The sequence below is a fragment of the Vibrio splendidus genome (genome assembly GCF_001557875.1).
Lineage (GTDB): Bacteria > Pseudomonadota > Gammaproteobacteria > Enterobacterales > Vibrionaceae > Vibrio > Vibrio splendidus_F.
In genome coordinates, this window is the sequence record NZ_LNRF01000007.1 from 113,600 (window position 1) to 129,219 (window position 15,620).

14 protein-coding genes are annotated in these 15,620 nt (G+C 45.5%); all 14 read right to left on the bottom strand.

The genetic code is table 11. From position 1 onward, the window contains the following. Nucleotides 1-166: 166 nt before the first annotated feature. Nucleotides 167-745, bottom strand: a complete 579-nt coding sequence (locus ATB74_RS16425) for an aminodeoxychorismate/anthranilate synthase component II (RefSeq protein WP_048605375.1) — start codon at nt 743-745, stop codon at nt 167-169. Between the two features lie 200 nt (nt 746-945). Then, nucleotides 946-3,540: an ExeM/NucH family extracellular endonuclease gene (locus ATB74_RS16430; RefSeq protein WP_061019172.1), complete on the bottom strand. Its 2,595-nt coding sequence runs from the start codon at nt 3,538-3,540 to the stop codon at nt 946-948. Nucleotides 3,541-3,925: 385 nt separating this feature from the next. Beyond that, complete coding sequence (gene trpS / locus ATB74_RS16435; protein ID WP_016796005.1) at nt 3,926-4,942, bottom strand: tryptophan--tRNA ligase; 1,017 nt, start codon at nt 4,940-4,942, stop codon at nt 3,926-3,928. A 151-nt stretch (nt 4,943-5,093) separates the two neighbouring features. Then, entirely contained in the window at nt 5,094-5,780 is a 687-nt protein-coding gene (locus ATB74_RS16440; RefSeq protein WP_048659158.1) for a phosphoglycolate phosphatase, read from the bottom strand. Nucleotides 5,781-5,897: 117 nt separating this feature from the next. Then, complete coding sequence (gene rpe, locus ATB74_RS16445) at nt 5,898-6,572, bottom strand: ribulose-phosphate 3-epimerase (protein ID WP_017068835.1); 675 nt, start codon at nt 6,570-6,572, stop codon at nt 5,898-5,900. A 204-nt stretch (nt 6,573-6,776) separates the two neighbouring features. Further along, nucleotides 6,777-7,622, bottom strand: a complete 846-nt coding sequence (locus ATB74_RS16450) for a Dam family site-specific DNA-(adenine-N6)-methyltransferase (RefSeq protein ID WP_048659159.1) — start codon at nt 7,620-7,622, stop codon at nt 6,777-6,779. 69 nt (nt 7,623-7,691) lie between these two features. Next, nucleotides 7,692-9,209, bottom strand: a complete 1,518-nt coding sequence (locus ATB74_RS16455) for an SPOR domain-containing protein (RefSeq protein ID WP_061019173.1) — start codon at nt 9,207-9,209, stop codon at nt 7,692-7,694. 79 nt (nt 9,210-9,288) lie between these two features. Further along, on the bottom strand, nt 9,289-10,377 hold the full coding sequence (gene aroB, locus ATB74_RS16460) for a 3-dehydroquinate synthase (RefSeq protein WP_061019174.1): 1,089 nt from the start codon (nt 10,375-10,377) through the stop codon (nt 9,289-9,291). Between the two features lie 25 nt (nt 10,378-10,402). Then, complete coding sequence (gene aroK / locus ATB74_RS16465) at nt 10,403-10,921, bottom strand: shikimate kinase AroK (RefSeq protein WP_017061125.1); 519 nt, start codon at nt 10,919-10,921, stop codon at nt 10,403-10,405. A 176-nt stretch (nt 10,922-11,097) separates the two neighbouring features. Then, nucleotides 11,098-12,816 carry a type IV pilus secretin PilQ gene (locus tag ATB74_RS16470; RefSeq protein WP_061019175.1) on the bottom strand — a complete coding sequence of 573 codons (1,719 nt, stop codon included), beginning with the start codon at nt 12,814-12,816 and terminating at the stop codon, nt 11,098-11,100. Between the two features lie 35 nt (nt 12,817-12,851). Continuing rightward, nucleotides 12,852-13,370 (bottom strand): pilus assembly protein PilP, encoded by a 519-nt coding sequence (locus ATB74_RS16475; RefSeq protein WP_061019176.1) that lies wholly within the window; start codon nt 13,368-13,370, stop codon nt 12,852-12,854. Continuing rightward, complete coding sequence (locus tag ATB74_RS16480) at nt 13,357-13,986, bottom strand: type 4a pilus biogenesis protein PilO (protein ID WP_050652567.1); 630 nt, start codon at nt 13,984-13,986, stop codon at nt 13,357-13,359. Before ATB74_RS16480 ends, ATB74_RS16475 begins: the two co-directional genes overlap by 14 nt. Further along, nucleotides 13,979-14,578: a PilN domain-containing protein gene (locus ATB74_RS16485; protein WP_061019177.1), complete on the bottom strand. Its 600-nt coding sequence runs from the start codon at nt 14,576-14,578 to the stop codon at nt 13,979-13,981. Before ATB74_RS16485 ends, ATB74_RS16480 begins: the two co-directional genes overlap by 8 nt. Beyond that, entirely contained in the window at nt 14,562-15,587 is a 1,026-nt protein-coding gene (gene pilM / locus ATB74_RS16490) for a type IV pilus assembly protein PilM (RefSeq protein ID WP_061019178.1), read from the bottom strand. Before pilM ends, ATB74_RS16485 begins: the two co-directional genes overlap by 17 nt. Nucleotides 15,588-15,620: the final 33 nt, after the last annotated feature.

Consider the following 15,620-nt stretch of genomic DNA (forward strand, 5'->3'; position numbering starts at 1 on the left):
TAATTTTGCATAGGCTAAAAACTTAGCGAAGCGAGAGAGAAATGTTATAAAAAGTGATCGGCGTCAGAGGGAGAGAGGCGTGTAAAGCCCGAATTTAAACGCTTAACGAATGGGCTGACAGGTTTAACTGGCTTATTTAGGCGGAGAAAGGGTCAAATTTAAACACTTAGCGTGCTAGGAAGTTAGCGAGAAGTTGGTGTCCTTGCTCTGTTTTAATCGATTCAGGGTGAAATTGCACCGCATCAATCGGCAAGGTTTTGTGTTGATAACCCATGATCTCATCCATGCTGCCATCTTCAAACTCCGTCCAAGACGTCAGTTCAAAGCAATCTGGTAGCGTGCCATTTTTCACCACGAGTGAGTGGTAACGTGTCACGGTCAATGGGTTGTTCAATCCCTGAAAAACACTCTTGCCATTGTGGCGTATCGGAGAGGTTTTACCGTGCATCACTTGTCTGGCTCTCACCACTTCACCACCAAACACTTGGGCAATGGCTTGATGACCAAGACACACTCCTAAGAGCGGCAGTTTACCAACGAAGTGTTCGATGACTTGTAGAGAAATGCCCGCATCATCCGGTGTACAAGGACCCGGCGAGATAACAAGATGACTAGGATTTAGCGCTTCGATGCCCGCAATATCAATCTCATCGTTGCGAACAACTTTTACAGTTACCCCTAACTCACAGAAATACTGATACAAGTTATAGGTAAAGGAGTCGTAGTTATCGATGATAAGTAACATGGGTCGAAATCGTTTGCTAAATACTAAAGGATTGGGAGATATAGGGGCGGTATTGTGCAATACCCATAGCGAAAGGCAAGTGGAAACTGCATTTCGCTAATAATTAAGGCCAACCTAAGTTGACCTTAATTGTTTACAGATAGCCTTAAGTTATCTGAATTGGCTTGCTTGTATGGCTTGCCAATCTACAGACGATTTAGCTACTTGCGACGACGCCACATTGCTAGGCCAAACAATGACATCAATGCACCCAAGCCGAATGAACCGCCGACTCTTAGCTCAAGAACCGCAGGATCATGATCCGATGAACGGAAGTGATCTTGGTACTTAGGCAGATCGCCTTTGTACTCTTCGTTGTAGTCAAACAACGTCGATTCGCCACCGTTAATGTGCCAGTCAGTTGCATCCACAACCATGTCTTTCAGGCTGTCGCTGATCAACAGGTGATCCAGTGCGCCCACTTCGTCATTGTATGAGTAGCTCCAGCTGTCTGGGTGCTTTTGAGCCACAGCATTAATGTAACCGTAGTTCTTAGTAATCACCGCGCCGTTATCACCAAACTGTTCAACACCATCAATGTAAGTGTTACGAGCCGCTTTGATTTGCTTACCGTATTTCTCTTCAGAGTAATCGGTTAGCACCAGCATTGGATCTTCCATGCCGTACGAGTTCATATCACCCAGGATCACTTTGTGACCTTTGATACCATCGAGCGCTTCACCCAGTGCCACCGCCGCAGCTACGCGGAAGTTCTCACATGAGCCTTGCTTGTCGGCATCAACACCACCTTGACCACCCTGTTCAACCGGTGCTGCATCTTCCCAACACTTAGAGCCTTTAGATTTAAAGTGGTTAATCGCTACGGTCAGTTTCTCTTTGGTACCTTTGACCTTGAAGGTTGGCGCTAATGAGTCACGCTGGTAGTTCTTACCGTCCTCAATCACCTTACCTGAATCGTCTAACACCTCTGGTGCTTGTTGGCTTGGCATCGCGATAACGCGGCTGTCTTTTAGCTTAACTACCTTCTTACGGTAAATAACACCGGTTGTGATTACGTCAGTACCAATCGAGTCCATCTCGTCGGTTACGCCATCTTCATTTGAATCAACAGCGACAAACGTATAACGGTCTTTCTTACGCTCAATGCGATCATTCAGCTGGTTAACAAGCTGTTGAATGGCAGAACCTTCACCAAAGCCGTTGTTCTCAATTTCCATCAAACCAATGATGTCAGCGTCTAGACGAAGAATCGCGTTCACAATCTTATCTTGCTGCATTTCAAACTCAGTAATGGTGTTCGCGCCACGGTTGTTGCCGTGCTGGTTCGCGTCACCGCCAAATGGAGAGTTGAAGTAGTTCAGTACATTGAAGGTCGCGATACGTAGGTCACCTTCATCCATATCTGGCTTGTCAGTACGTGGGTCGTTACGAACGAAGTTTTCAGCCGAGATCTGGTTAGTCGCAATTAAACGGTACTCACCGTAGCTGTAAGTCAACACACCTTCTAGGCCAACAATGGTGTCATCGATACGGATGTAGTCTTCGGTCGAACCATCTTGGTCAATGTCGGTACGACCAAAATCTGGATAAAAAGGAACTTGGCCATCACCCGCTTTTTGATCCGTTTCTACGAAAAGACGACGATCAGCGTTATCTTCTGTTTGCTGTTTCGCTTCATCAGAACCTGCGGCGAAAAGCTGGTTCGGTTGCATGTTGATACGCTCATGGGCCAATACCATGTTGTTACGACGACCTGCGTAGTCATAACCAAAGGTACGCGTCACACGCATATCAAGCGCTTCGGTTGTTTTCACCAACATGCCTTCGTAGCGTTCAAGCGTTGCAGCGAAGTTCTCATCACTGTCTAGCGCTTCAATCGCCGTCGCTTCAGGGGCTTGTTGTTCGCCCTGCTTTAGCGATTGGTTATTTTCAACTTTAAGCTGAGTGTGGCTGTAGTATTCTTGAACCTTACCTTTCACACACACCACATCACCCGCAACTAAATCTGAGCTTGACTGGTTAGTGTGAATAAATAGACCTTCAGAGGTACTTGAATTGAAGTCATCCTCAATCGCTTGCAGATAGAAGCCTTTGGTTAGGCCAGTAGTCACTGCGCTAACTACACCTTTTACGAAGTATTCATCGTCGGTGATGTACGGGTAGCCATCGATGAACGGTGATGTTGCACCCTCGCCTTGGATCTCTTGAATGGTGGTAAATACCGGATCTGAGCCATCTTCTGTACAAGTAAAGGCTTCTGGCAGCTCAACACTGTCTAGTGAACCTAGCCCTTCAATACTGTCTTTTGGTAGCGATACCCATTGTGAAGCATCAAACGTCGCAGAAGGTGTTTGTGTCGCACGAACCAAAGTAACATCTTTGCCCCAGTCCACATCGCCCATCAAACCAACAACATCATGCACCGAACCATCTGCATTCAAGATAGCTAGCGGGTCGTCACCATTATGATTAGCCAATGAAGCATTTAGAATGTCAGCGACCGCCTTAATCTCATCACTAGCACTGGTATGAGCAACAACAAGCACCTCACCGGGCGCCAAAACGTGGCCATCTAAAGGTAAAGTGGCGCCCCATGATCCGTTGCCATTGGCAGACTTCGCCAGTGAGTAACCATCTAAGTTAATGCTGCTACCGCCGTTATTGGCGATCTCAACCGCTTTGTTGTAGCTGCCGCCTTCCACATATTGTGAAATAAACAAATCAGCGTGTGCGCTTGTGGTCAACAAGCTACCAATTGCCACTGCTAGCAATGAAGGTTTGTGTAAAAGAGCCATCCGTTTCACCTGAGTTCATTGATTTATAGTCACTGCCATCTATGGGCAGTCATGTATTTTGTGGTAACTATCAGGTTTATTTATGAAAGGAATAAGTCAGTTGGCAAGAAAATGAGGAACTTATCACTTTGGAATCATCAATTGTTTGGCACGTTATATATTTCCAACATATATAGAAATGAGTATGAATTTATAAAGTTCAGAAGTGCTGAATAAGATCACCTGCACAGCATTAATATGATGGATATGCTAGTCAGATACTGCGTAAATTATCAATTCAAACAAGGGGGTTTCGAGGAAGGTAAATGGAATGGGCATTAAAAAGCCCAAAGTAAACAAAAGCTACTTTGGGCTCAAATTTTCAAGCGAGTCGTGTTAGTTCACCCTATGGGCGAGTAACAAAACCTACTGCTTCGTATGCTTTTTTCAGTGTTACTGCAGCACGCTCAGACGCTTTTTCAGCACCCGCTTTCATTACTGCATCCATGTAAGCACGGTCAGCACGGATACGGTGGTATTCAGCTTGAATCGGCTCAAGCATCTCAACTAATGCTGCGCCTACATCTTTCTTGAATGGACCGTACATCTCAACACCTTGGTATTGCGCTTCGATCTCTTCAAACGTTTTACCTGTCGCTGCTGAGTAAAGACCCATTAGGTTAGAGATACCCGCTTTGTTTTCCCAATCGTGAGCAATACGTGGCGGTGTTTCTGCATCAGTTTGCGCTTTGTTGATCTTCTTGATGATCGACTTAGGCTCTTCTAACAGAGTAATCACGTTCTTACGGTTATCATCCGACTTAGACATCTTCTTAGTCGCATCTTGCAGGCTCATTACACGTGCATTCACTGTTGGAATGTAAGGTTCTGGCACTTGGAAGATTGGCGTTTCAGGACCGTAGATGTTGTTGAAACGAGTTGCGATATCACGCGCTAGCTCTAGGTGTTGTTTCTGGTCACTACCTACTGGCACTTGGTGAGCACCGTAAAGCAGGATGTCTGCAGCCATCAACACTGGGTAGTCGTATAGGCCTACGTTTACGTCGTTTGAGTGACGTGCAGACTTATCTTTAAACTGAGTCATACGGCTCAGTTCACCCATTTGCGTGTAGCAGTTAAGAAGCCAACCAAGTTGAGCATGCTCTGGTACGTGTGACTGAACAAATAGCGTGCTCTTCTTTGGATCAACACCGACAGCAAGACAGATTGCGAGTGCGTCTAGAGTCGCTTCATGCAGTGCTTTCGGGTCTTGGCGAACCGTAATTGCGTGAAGGTCTACAACACAGTATTGGCAATCGTAATCATCTTGCATCTGTTGCCATTGACGTAGAGCACCCAAGTAGTTACCGATACTTAGTTCACCAGATGGTTGAACACCACTCAATACGATGGGCTTGCTCATGGTTTTAATTCCTTTGCTTATTCGCTAAGTTTATTGAACGCTTAGCTTCTTAACTTAAATATAGAAAAGCCGCACAGCTCTTTCTGCGCGGCTCATCCAGTGTACTCATTGATAAGTATTTTGCTAGTGGGTTAGCTAACTTTTGTCCGCTTTATGCTGAAACTAGAACGACATCTAGTAATTGAGCAACGTTATCCGCCACATAGTCAGGGTTTGATGCTGAAATTGGCTCACCGTGATTGTAGCCATAAGTCAGACCAAACGAGTGGCAACCCGCATTCTTAGCCGCTTTGATGTCGTTGCTTGAATCACCAACCATCAACATCTCTTCCGCTTTAACGTTGTGCTTTTCTAGCAACCAGTTCAGCGCTACTGGATTCGGTTTTTTCTCTGGGAAAGAGTCGCCGCCTAAAACATCAACAAAGTACTTATCGATACCGTGTTGCGCCAGAACGTCGGGTACAAACTTCGATGGTTTGTTGGTCACAAGCGCCATAGTGAAACCCGCATTATGCAGCTCTGCCAGCGTCTCTTTTACTGATGGGTAAAGGTGGCTCAGCTTGTGGCCGCCCTGCTCGTAGAAATCATCAAACAAGATGCGTGCTTTCTTCAGCAGCTCAGGATCTAGGCTTGGATCAACAGTTAGGTTACGGCTGAGTGAACGCCCGATAAGCACGTCAGCACCATTGCCAACATAGTCGCGAACTTGTTCTTCACTCACTGAAGGGAAACCCAGCTCCTGACAAGCTTGGTCAGCGGCGACAGCTAAATCAGGCACGCTGTCTAACAAGGTTCCATCCAAATCAAAGGCGATCAGTTTTATTGAGCTTAATGACATCTTACTTTCCTATTAATTATATTCGTCTCATGTGTTGAGCTATAAGACGTAAAAAAGGGGCCAATGAGCCCCTTTATCTAAATTTTTGATTTTAGGTCAATGACCCTAGTTCTACTTTTATGCGTTAACTTTTGCAAGCTCTGCACGCATCTCATCAATCACTTCTTTGTAATCAGGTTGATTGAAGATAGCTGAACCAGCAACGAACATGTCTGCACCCGCTTCTGCGATTTCACGGATGTTATCCACCTTCACGCCGCCATCAATCTCAAGGCGAATGTCACGACCTGATTCGTCAATTAGCTTACGAACAGCACGTAGTTTATCTAGCGTGTGAGGAATGAAAGATTGACCGCCGAAGCCAGGGTTCACAGACATTAGTAGAATCATGTCTACTTTGTCCATGATGTAATCTAGGCAAGAAAGCGGTGTTGCAGGGTTAAGAACCACACCCGCTTTACAACCGTGCTCTTTGATGAGCTGTAGAGTGCGATCGATGTGCTCTGAAGCTTCAACGTGGAAGGTAATCATTGATGCGCCCGCTTTTGCAAACTCAGGAACAATACTGTCCACAGGCTTAACCATAAGGTGAACATCGATAGGAGCAGTAATACCGTAGTCGCGCAGCGCTTTACAAATAGGCGCGCCAAAAGTCAGGTTAGGTACGTAGTGGTTGTCCATCACATCGAAGTGCACAACATCAGCACCAGCTGCGAGTACTTTTTCTACGTCTTCACCAAGACGAGCAAAATCTGCAGACAAAATCGATGGAGCGATTAGAAAATCTTTCATACCAAACCTCTTAAGAGTGAGTAAATTACGAATGTCACCGTCTTAGTGATATCTCATACACAAATACAAGACTCAAGCCCAAGACTATTTGGTGTGCAATTCTACCTAAGCACCTAAGCAGATCCTAGCAGTTCGAAAGATTAGTTTAAGAAAGTATCCGTTGGTCACTCAATTTAATGAGTTTGGCGGCTGTTCTGACCAGAACTATTCCGCTGATGTGTGTTGCTGGTTTTTCTCTTTATGGAAAAGCGCCAGCAGCTCATCAACTTTATTACGCCCAGCGCCATTACGGCTGATGGTGCGTTTCACCTTGACCACGTTTAACTCAGCACCATGATATAAGCGACGCGTTAGTGTCGTATCGTGGTTTGAAATCAAAACAGGAATACCACGCTCCATTGCTGCTTTTTCAGCAACATCCGCCAATGCAGCTTGGTCATCTAAGCTAAAGCCATTACCTGCGTATGAGGTAAAGTTAGCCGTGTTCGACAACGGTGCGTATGGAGGATCGCAGTAAACCACACAGCCTTTGCGCGCGCGGCTAAAGGTTTCATGGTATCCCTCACAGACGAAGGTGGCCTTTTTCGCTTTCTCGGCAAAAAACTCCAGCTCGGCTTCTGGGAAGTAAGGTTTTTTGTAAGAACCAAATGGGACGTTAAAGCCGCCCTTCTTGTTGTAACGACATAGGCCATTAAAGCCAAATCGATTCATATACAAGAAAGCCAACGAACGATACATGACGTTATCTGTACCATTGAACTCAGCGCGAATATCTAAGAAGGCTTCTTTGCGGTTGTTCTCAGGACAGAACCAGCGCTTCGCTTCCGTGATATAAGTTTCAGGATCGGTTTTAAGTAGGTTGTACAGGTTGATAAGATCGGGGTTGATATCTGCAAGCAGGTACTGTTCAAAGTCAGTATTCAGAAATACTGAGCCGGCACCGACAAACGGTTCTACCAATTTACGAGCAGGTGGCAGGTGACGTTGGATGTCTTCAACTAGGCCATATTTACCACCAGCCCATTTTAGAAAGGCACGCTGCTTTTTCATTTACTGCTCTATCTATCAACTCAAAAATAAGGCTGCGGAATGTAACATATTTTGAGGCTAAGCTCAGGGTTATTTCGCACGTTCTATCTCTCGATGCACTTGATTCATCGATTTTGCCCAAGGTTCCAACTGTTGAAGGGGTTTTGATAACGCACTTACCGCGTCTCGCGCCACTTGAATCGTTGGGTAATCTTGATAAGTGATGATAAACCACTTGGTGTCGTTACGAAGTGTTGGGTAAATACGAACCTTGTTCTCAAGGTCATATTCTTCAATGAAGGATTGCACATCCTCCAATGAGGTCATCGCACTCAACTGCAAGGTATACGCGCGCGGCGAGATAGCTTGTAACTCTTCACGAGCAAATGAGAAGGTAATCTTTTTAGTCGGCGGTGTTGAATCAGTTAGATCTGATTCTTCATCAACTGTTGGTTGTGGTTCGGCTTGTGCTGCATCAGGTTGCGCGCTAGCCGCTGCCTCTGTATTTTCCTCAACAGCCGCATCAATCGCGCTGGTATCGGCACTTTCAGGCTTATCATCAAGCAGAGCATCAACCACGTCAGAGGTGATCACAACGCGTTGCTGATCTTGTTCCACTTCCCCAACACTCGCGGTATCTTCAACGACAGTTGGCGGCAAAGATGAGCTATCGTCGTCAGCGCCTTGGTAACTCATGTCAGCTTCGGTTTCAGAATCTACCATTCCGTCGATACCAGCTTGCTCGGTACCACTTTCCACTTCAAAAGTTGGGATAGCTGTCTGTTCAATCGGTGCGATAAGCGACTGCGCTTTATCGTCTGGTGTTGGCTGACTGAACATCCACCAATAGCCGCCACCAATTAAAACCAACAACAAGGCCACCACAATCGCGATATTGATCGGTGAGCCAATAATTGAGCGAATAATAATCCTTTTTTCCACTTTCAATTCTCCTAAAGCCATTAACTCACCGGGCAGAGGTTGCGCTTTACTAAACGCACGTCGCACGCGAGTTTCAGACTCATCATCAACATATCGAATCACCAGTGATTCAAAGAAATGTTCAGCTTCTGGTTGCGAAAGGTCATCGATCTCGAGATCGATAGGCTTGTGTTGTTGACCGTAACTCAAACGCGTTAATAACGTATCTAAGTGGCCAGGTTCCGAGAAGAGAACGATATTGATCGTCCATTGAGGGTTTGATTGAGCTTCCAGTACCAACATCCATAATTCGGATACCAATAGCTCAGAAAGTCGTTGGGCATCATCAACGACGATAACCACATTACACGGCTCTCCATCCAGTAACCTAGTCAGGCTATCTGATAAAGAATCATGTTGATTAAACAGGGGATCAGAAACAATTTGGCTAAGAATAAGCGCGCGGCATTGTTGATCGTCTTGGCTTGGATGACAAAGCAGTAAACACTGATTTTTTTCTGTCGACCATGCTTCAAGATAACGCTGAGCTAACCAAGATCGGCCAGAGCCAGCTTTGCCAGCCACCGTCACAAGGTTTGAACCAAAGTTAGTCAAAAGCTGTAAGCGCTCTAGCAGCTCAACTTGAGATTCTAACTCTAATACTCTTAATTCATGAGCCAAACTCATTGGGGATCCCTACTGATAAGATCGATCAGTAAAACGCTTCAGTTGCCTAGAGTTTAGCTAGGCAACCTCACAACCAAATTTAAAGAGTACGGCAGAAATCGATCGCTTGTTTAATGATGTCTTGAGGCACATCAGCAACCACTTCAGCAGCACCAATACTTGTTGGTAATACCAAACGCAACTGACCAGACAGCACTTTTTTATCGCGCATCATGTGCTTCATAAAGTCTTCAAAAGACATGCTTTCTGGCGTATGGATTGGTAGTTTCGCATTCTTGAGTATAGAAATAATTCGCTCAAGTTGCTGCTGAGAGATCAGTCCCTGTAATTGAGCTGTTTTAGCTGCCATTACAGTGCCTGACGACACAGCTTCACCATGTAGCCAATTACCATAGCCTAGTTCTGCTTCAATCGCATGACCAAATGTATGACCTAGGTTCAATAACGCTCTGATTCCTGACTCTTTTTCATCTAGAGCCACCACTTCAGCCTTAATTGCACAACAACGAGCAATCGCGGTAATCAGTGCTTCTTCATCAAGTTGATAAAGTTTCTCTAGATTCTGCTCCAACCAATCAAAGAAGGCTTCATCGTAAATGATGCCGTATTTGATCACCTCAGCAATGCCGGCTGCAAACTCACGCTCTGGAAGCGTTGATAAACAGTTGGTATCGATGATCACAGATTTCGGTTGGTAAAAAGCGCCGATCATATTCTTGCCAAGAGGATGGTTTACTGCGGTTTTACCACCAACAGAAGAGTCCACTTGAGAAAGAAGGGTCGTCGGGATTTGAATGAAATCAATACCGCGCTGGTAACAAGAGGCAGCAAAACCGACCAAGTCACCGATTACACCACCACCTAAAGCAATCACCACCACATCGCGGCTGTAATTTCCTTCAAGCATGTAGCTCATCACTGAATTGAACGTTTCAAGGGTTTTGTACTGTTCACCGTCTGGCAGCTCGAGAAGAGATGTCTGACATCCGACTTGATCCAATAGCGATAAAATTTTATCAGCATAAAGAGGGGCTACTGTCACATTACTGATAACAACAACTTTCTGCTTACCTGATAAAAAAGAAAGGTACGCCGGGTCTTCAAATAACCCGGCGCCAATAGAGATAGGGTAGCTACGCTCAGCTAGATTGACCGTAATCCGTTCCATGGGTTTGCTCTCCGAAAAAATGAACTTAACGTTCTTCTAGCATTTTTACGATCTGGTTGGCTACCACTTTTGCACTTTGGTCGTCAGTACGAACTGTGTAGTCCGCCACTTCTTCGTATAGTGCGTTGCGAGATACAGCTAGATCTTCTAGCACATCACGCGGGTTGTCTGTTTGAAGTAGAGGGCGTTTCTTGTCGCGGTTAGTGCGAGCAAGTTGCTTTTCAATTGTTGTCTCTAGGTATACAACAATGCCTCGTGCAGATAGACGGTTACGGTTTTCTTTGCTCAACACTGAACCACCACCTGTCGCAAGAACAATACCTTGTTCTTCTGTCAGATCATTGATTACAGATTCTTCGCGCTTACGGAAACCTTCTTCGCCCTCAACATCAAAAACCCATGCGATGTCTGCGCCAGTGCGCTCTTCGATCACAGTGTCAGAGTCTAGAAACTCCATATGAAGTTGGGAAGCTAGGTGTCTACCAATTGTACTTTTGCCGGCGCCCATTGGGCCAACAAGAAAAATATTGCGTTTCTCAGCCATGTTTTTAGCAGTAATTTACAACGTTAATTCAATGACATCGCCACAAGGTAGGTCAGTACAAGTACTGAAATTAAAAGGCCCGTGGCACCGATTCCTCACAGATAATTCGTGATAAGACCCGAAATTATCAAGGTTAGGTGCCACTAATGCAACTTTATTTTTAATCTAATTGTTCATTACTGAATCACAACTTTGGGTGTAACAAAAATAAGTAGTTCACTTTTACCCACATTTTCATAGCTACGACGGAATAATGCACCCAAAACTGGCAGGTCTCCTAACAGAGGAACTTTGTCCACTGTACTGCTCACACTGTGCTGAAATATCCCGCCAAGTACGACTGTTTCACCATTATTAACAAGCACTTGCGTCCCTATACGTTGAGTATCAATGGCAACAGCCTCACCCGTTCCCGTTTTCACTACTTGCCCTGGCCTATCTTGAGTCACGCTTAAATCCAATACCAAACGATTGTCGGGCGTGATTTGTGGTGTCACCTTAAGACTCAACACCGCTTTCTTAAATGCGACCGAAGTAGCACCACTTGAAGACGACTCTAAATAAGGAATTTCAGTACCTTGCTCAATATAAGCGGGCTTTTTATTGGTGGTGATTAAACGAGGGCTGGAAATAATCTCAGCTTTTGACTCTTGTTGTAGTGCCGACAATTCAAGATCAAGCAAGGTATCTGAACCCAGTTTGGCCACCTGAAACGCAATGCTTGATGCATTAGGAGATGTCGCCCCTAGATTAACGTTGAGGAAATCGTCAATCGCACTATTCCCACCATTATCGTCATACGGCGTAATTTGCGATGGGTGGTTGCCCTCTATCGAGCCGCCAACTTTGAAGCTACCGTTGGTGGAAGAAACACCCCAACGCACCCCTAACTCATCAAGGTTACCCTCGGTAACGGTTACGATGCGCGCCTCTATCTGGACTTGCTTCACGGGGATGTCCAAAGAATCAATGATGCCTCGTATCACGGCAATGTTTTCTTCCAGTTCACGAATCAATAGGGAATTGGTGCGTTCATCAATGGTAATCGAGCCACGATCGGACAACATGCTCACCGCACCTTCACCGCCAATCATGTCGGCAATGTCGGTGGCTTTAGCAAAATTAATCTTGATGATTTCCGACTTAAGCTCCCCTAACTCCTCTTCCAAGCGAGATTTCTCTAACGCTTGTTGCTCTCGAAGATCGAGTTCTGCTTTTGGCGCCACCAAAATAACATTGCCATCAACGCGCTTATCTAGTCCTTTAACTTGCAAGATAATGTCGAGAACTTGCTGCCAAGGTACGCCATCTAAACGTAAAGTGAGGTTACCCGCTACTGAGTCAGACACCACGAGATTGAAATCGTTGTAGTCAGCAATCAGCTGCAGGACATTTCGTACCGGGATATCTTGGAAGTTAATCGATATCAGTTTGCCCTCTTTTTCTAAAACGCTTTTCTCTTTGGTCGCTTCATTGATAACAGGCTTGCTGATCACCACCTCTATGAAGCGACCTTTTAGGTTATATTCATACTGATAGTCACCAGCGATCGTCGCCAACAGTCGTGTGCTGGGCGTCTCTTTATAGACTTCAATACCTTCCACTAGGGTCGCGAAATCCTTCACATCCAAAAGATAAAGCTTATCGTCATTAACTTGAGTATTGAGTAATTCGATACTTAACCCTTCCTGAGCACGTTGAACATCCACCACAGCGGTGCTGGTTGCCAGCTCAATAATAATGACGGCGTCTTTATCTTTGTTTACCCTAAAATCAATATTCTCCAATTGATTAGGTAAGCTCTCGGCGTGACCGAGCACACTAAAGACTAACATCACAGACACAGCAAAACCTTGTAGAGCCTTGCTCACTAATCCACTTATTCCTTTAATCATATTTACATCTCATATCCACATCATGTGACATTGGTTTACTTCAGAGCCAGTCTAACGTTGCGCTTATGCCAACAACCTAAGCCATCTGGAAGAGTTTCATTAATCTGAACGTACTGGCTCGTCACTTTAGTAACTCGGCCGTTGTTTAAGCCGATAAACTGGCCTTTTTTGACGTTTACCACGTTCCCTTTGGGTGTTTGCACTAACCCAAACACACTTGTTCCGCTTCCCATGACGCCTCTTAAACGAAGCTTACTCAACGGGTACTTTTCTAATTTTCCATTACGAGAACGCGCGCTAGGTTGCCAACAGTCTTTCTTAACTAAAGGCTGATTTTGCACGATGGCTTCTTTAGGCAGTTCAAACGGAGGACGAAAGGCTCGGCGCTGATAAGTCGCCGCCGTGAATTCAGTTGCTGGGACAAGTTGCTCGACATCTTTTCTCGCCTTAGTTTCAACCTGTGCCACGAAGTCTGGGAGTGAATCCTGATTTGCTTTGCAGCCTGACAGTGCAAGCAGCAACACGATTGAGTAAAGCGCGCTATTGGGTTTCATCATTGACCTCCGATTTAAACTGGTAGGTATAAGCTCGAACCCTAAAGTGCAGAGTGCTACTTTCTTGGCTAACTCGCTGCCAGTTCACATCATCAAAGCTAATGATGCGCGGCAGCTTAGCGATGGCAGCCGAAAAGTCACCAATCTCATGGTAGTCACCCGTCAGCTCGATATTGAGCGGTAAACGATAGAGAAACTCCTTGTTCTGTTTTTGTCCCCAATCGATTCGAGTAAAGGTCAGCGAATTATCCAAGCCGAGTTCATTCACAGACGCCAACATACTGGCTAGCTCTTTTTGAACAGGCAGCTGCTCTAACAGGTAATCGTAGCGACTGGTTAGTTCATCCAGCTGACTCTGCAATTTAGGCAAGGCTGCAACCTTATTGGCCTTAATTCGCAAGGTCGTCTTTAAGGTTTGTTCTTGTTGCTTCATCTGTTGCAGTTCATCGTCGAGTGGCAACACATAAAGCCAAGTGCCTACACCTTGGATTAACACTATCAACACCAGAATCACGAGAAGCTGAGGCAGCAATGGCCATTCAGTGATCTCATCAACATCGAGATCTTGTAAGCTCATCCTGTTTTGCCAACTAATCCTATTTTGAAAACTAGCCATGATGCACCCCCTGATCTTTTCTGCTCGCGGTTGTGTTTTCTAAAGACACAGGGCTGAACACAAAAGAGACCTTGAAGGTCTGAAACTCTTTATTGAAGCGCTTGCGATTATGAACGATAGAGTGCATCTCGACCCCTTTCAGGGAATCAGAACGCTCTAGATTGTCCAACATGGTAGCGAGACGAGCAGTACTGTCGCTGATGCCCGACATTTCAATCTCCTGACCATTCATCTTTATTTTGTCGACATACACACCCTCTGGAATCAGCTCCGGCATCAAGTTCATAAAGTCGGTGGTCTTATTGCGGCCAAGCTGCAGCGACTCCACTACATCAAGTCGAGTCAGAATGGCTTTGTGTTCTTGCTCTGCGACTTTTAACGATTGAATTTGTCGGTCGAGATCAGCAATGTACTGATTGAGGTAATTGAGGCGAGCTTGCTGCTTGGCTTGTTGGTCGTGAAAATAGTGACCAACCGCCCATTGCCCTATAAGCGCAATGATGACGCCAAGAATGACCAGATGGATAAAACGCTTCTTGTGCTGAGCACGAATCTCATCACGCCACGGCAGCAGGTTAATTTGATGCAACATGCTTCTCTCCCTGCCACTTGAGTCCACTCATCGCCATACCTGCCGCGATACCAAAGTGTTGCCAGTCCATCGGCAGTCGGCGTCTCTTGCCGACCTTATTCTCAAACAGAGACAAAGGATTCAATGACTCACAGCTCAGCTGAAAATGACGTTCTAGCTCTTCGGTTACCATCGGAATGCTGGCGCCCTCGCCCATCAGCCAGATCCCTGAGATAGGTTGATGCGCATTTCCCGAGGAGTAGAGCTGCAATTGACGCTTGAGCTTCTCAATCAGGTTAACGATGAATTGATGTGTCTCTTCCATAGTACCGAACACGCTCTCGATATCATTAGGGTCATCTGAGCTGCGAAGATCTTGAGTGCCAAAGGCGATGTCTTTATAGAAAGGCGCCGAATTCTGCGGGATAATCCCTAGCGAAGTTTGGTCGACTCCAACATCCACCAGCAACCAGTTTTTCTTATCGGGATACAGACGCGAGGCCAATTGCCAGATATTCAGCAGCCCATGCGCCTGTGTATCCACCACCACAGGATTGAAACCAGCCTTAGTTAATGCATCCGCTCGGCTATCCACCACTTCCTTACGAGTGGCGTATACCTGATAACTGCTTGTCGAACCTTTACCAAATCGTTTGTCTTCCAGCTTTACAAAATCTAAACTCAGCTCCTCAATAGGAAAGGGAGATTGATGGGCGAAAGTTTGATAGATAGAAAACTCTTTTTCTCTGTCTTCTAACTCACTCTCTATTTGCAGTACTTTGCTGATCACTGTGTTATCAGGTACCGAAATGGCGACGTTGCGACAGCCAAAAGGCAGTCCTTTCCTAAGTTCTTTAAGTTTCTTAACAGTTTTCTGATACTCCAAAGTATGGTTAGCTGTAAAAATGTCGTCCGAAATCGGCAGCTCTTTGTATCCCACTAGGGCATACAACTCCCCCACGGGTTTTAGTACTACGGCTTTGATGCTGTGATGATTTATATCTATACCTGTAATTAATGATGAACCCATGTGACCTAGCTCCTGAAGTGCCAAGCATTTCGT

Coding starts and splice junctions, on each gene's coding strand:
- ATB74_RS16425 (WP_048605375.1), bottom strand. CDS start 745: ATGTTACTTATCATCGATAACTACGACTCCTTTACCTATAACTTGTAT.
- ATB74_RS16430 (WP_061019172.1), bottom strand. CDS start 3,540: ATGGCTCTTTTACACAAACCTTCATTGCTAGCAGTGGCAATTGGTAGC.
- trpS (WP_016796005.1), bottom strand. CDS start 4,942: ATGAGCAAGCCCATCGTATTGAGTGGTGTTCAACCATCTGGTGAACTA.
- ATB74_RS16440 (WP_048659158.1), bottom strand. CDS start 5,780: ATGTCATTAAGCTCAATAAAACTGATCGCCTTTGATTTGGATGGAACC.
- rpe (WP_017068835.1), bottom strand. CDS start 6,572: ATGAAAGATTTTCTAATCGCTCCATCGATTTTGTCTGCAGATTTTGCT.
- ATB74_RS16450 (WP_048659159.1), bottom strand. CDS start 7,622: ATGAAAAAGCAGCGTGCCTTTCTAAAATGGGCTGGTGGTAAATATGGC.
- ATB74_RS16455 (WP_061019173.1), bottom strand. CDS start 9,209: ATGAGTTTGGCTCATGAATTAAGAGTATTAGAGTTAGAATCTCAAGTT.
- aroB (WP_061019174.1), bottom strand. CDS start 10,377: ATGGAACGGATTACGGTCAATCTAGCTGAGCGTAGCTACCCTATCTCT.
- aroK (WP_017061125.1), bottom strand. CDS start 10,921: ATGGCTGAGAAACGCAATATTTTTCTTGTTGGCCCAATGGGCGCCGGC.
- ATB74_RS16470 (WP_061019175.1), bottom strand. CDS start 12,816: ATGATTAAAGGAATAAGTGGATTAGTGAGCAAGGCTCTACAAGGTTTT.
- ATB74_RS16475 (WP_061019176.1), bottom strand. CDS start 13,370: ATGAAACCCAATAGCGCGCTTTACTCAATCGTGTTGCTGCTTGCACTG.
- ATB74_RS16480 (WP_050652567.1), bottom strand. CDS start 13,986: ATGGCTAGTTTTCAAAATAGGATTAGTTGGCAAAACAGGATGAGCTTA.
- ATB74_RS16485 (WP_061019177.1), bottom strand. CDS start 14,578: ATGTTGCATCAAATTAACCTGCTGCCGTGGCGTGATGAGATTCGTGCT.
- pilM (WP_061019178.1), bottom strand. CDS start 15,587: ATGGGTTCATCATTAATTACAGGTATAGATATAAATCATCACAGCATC.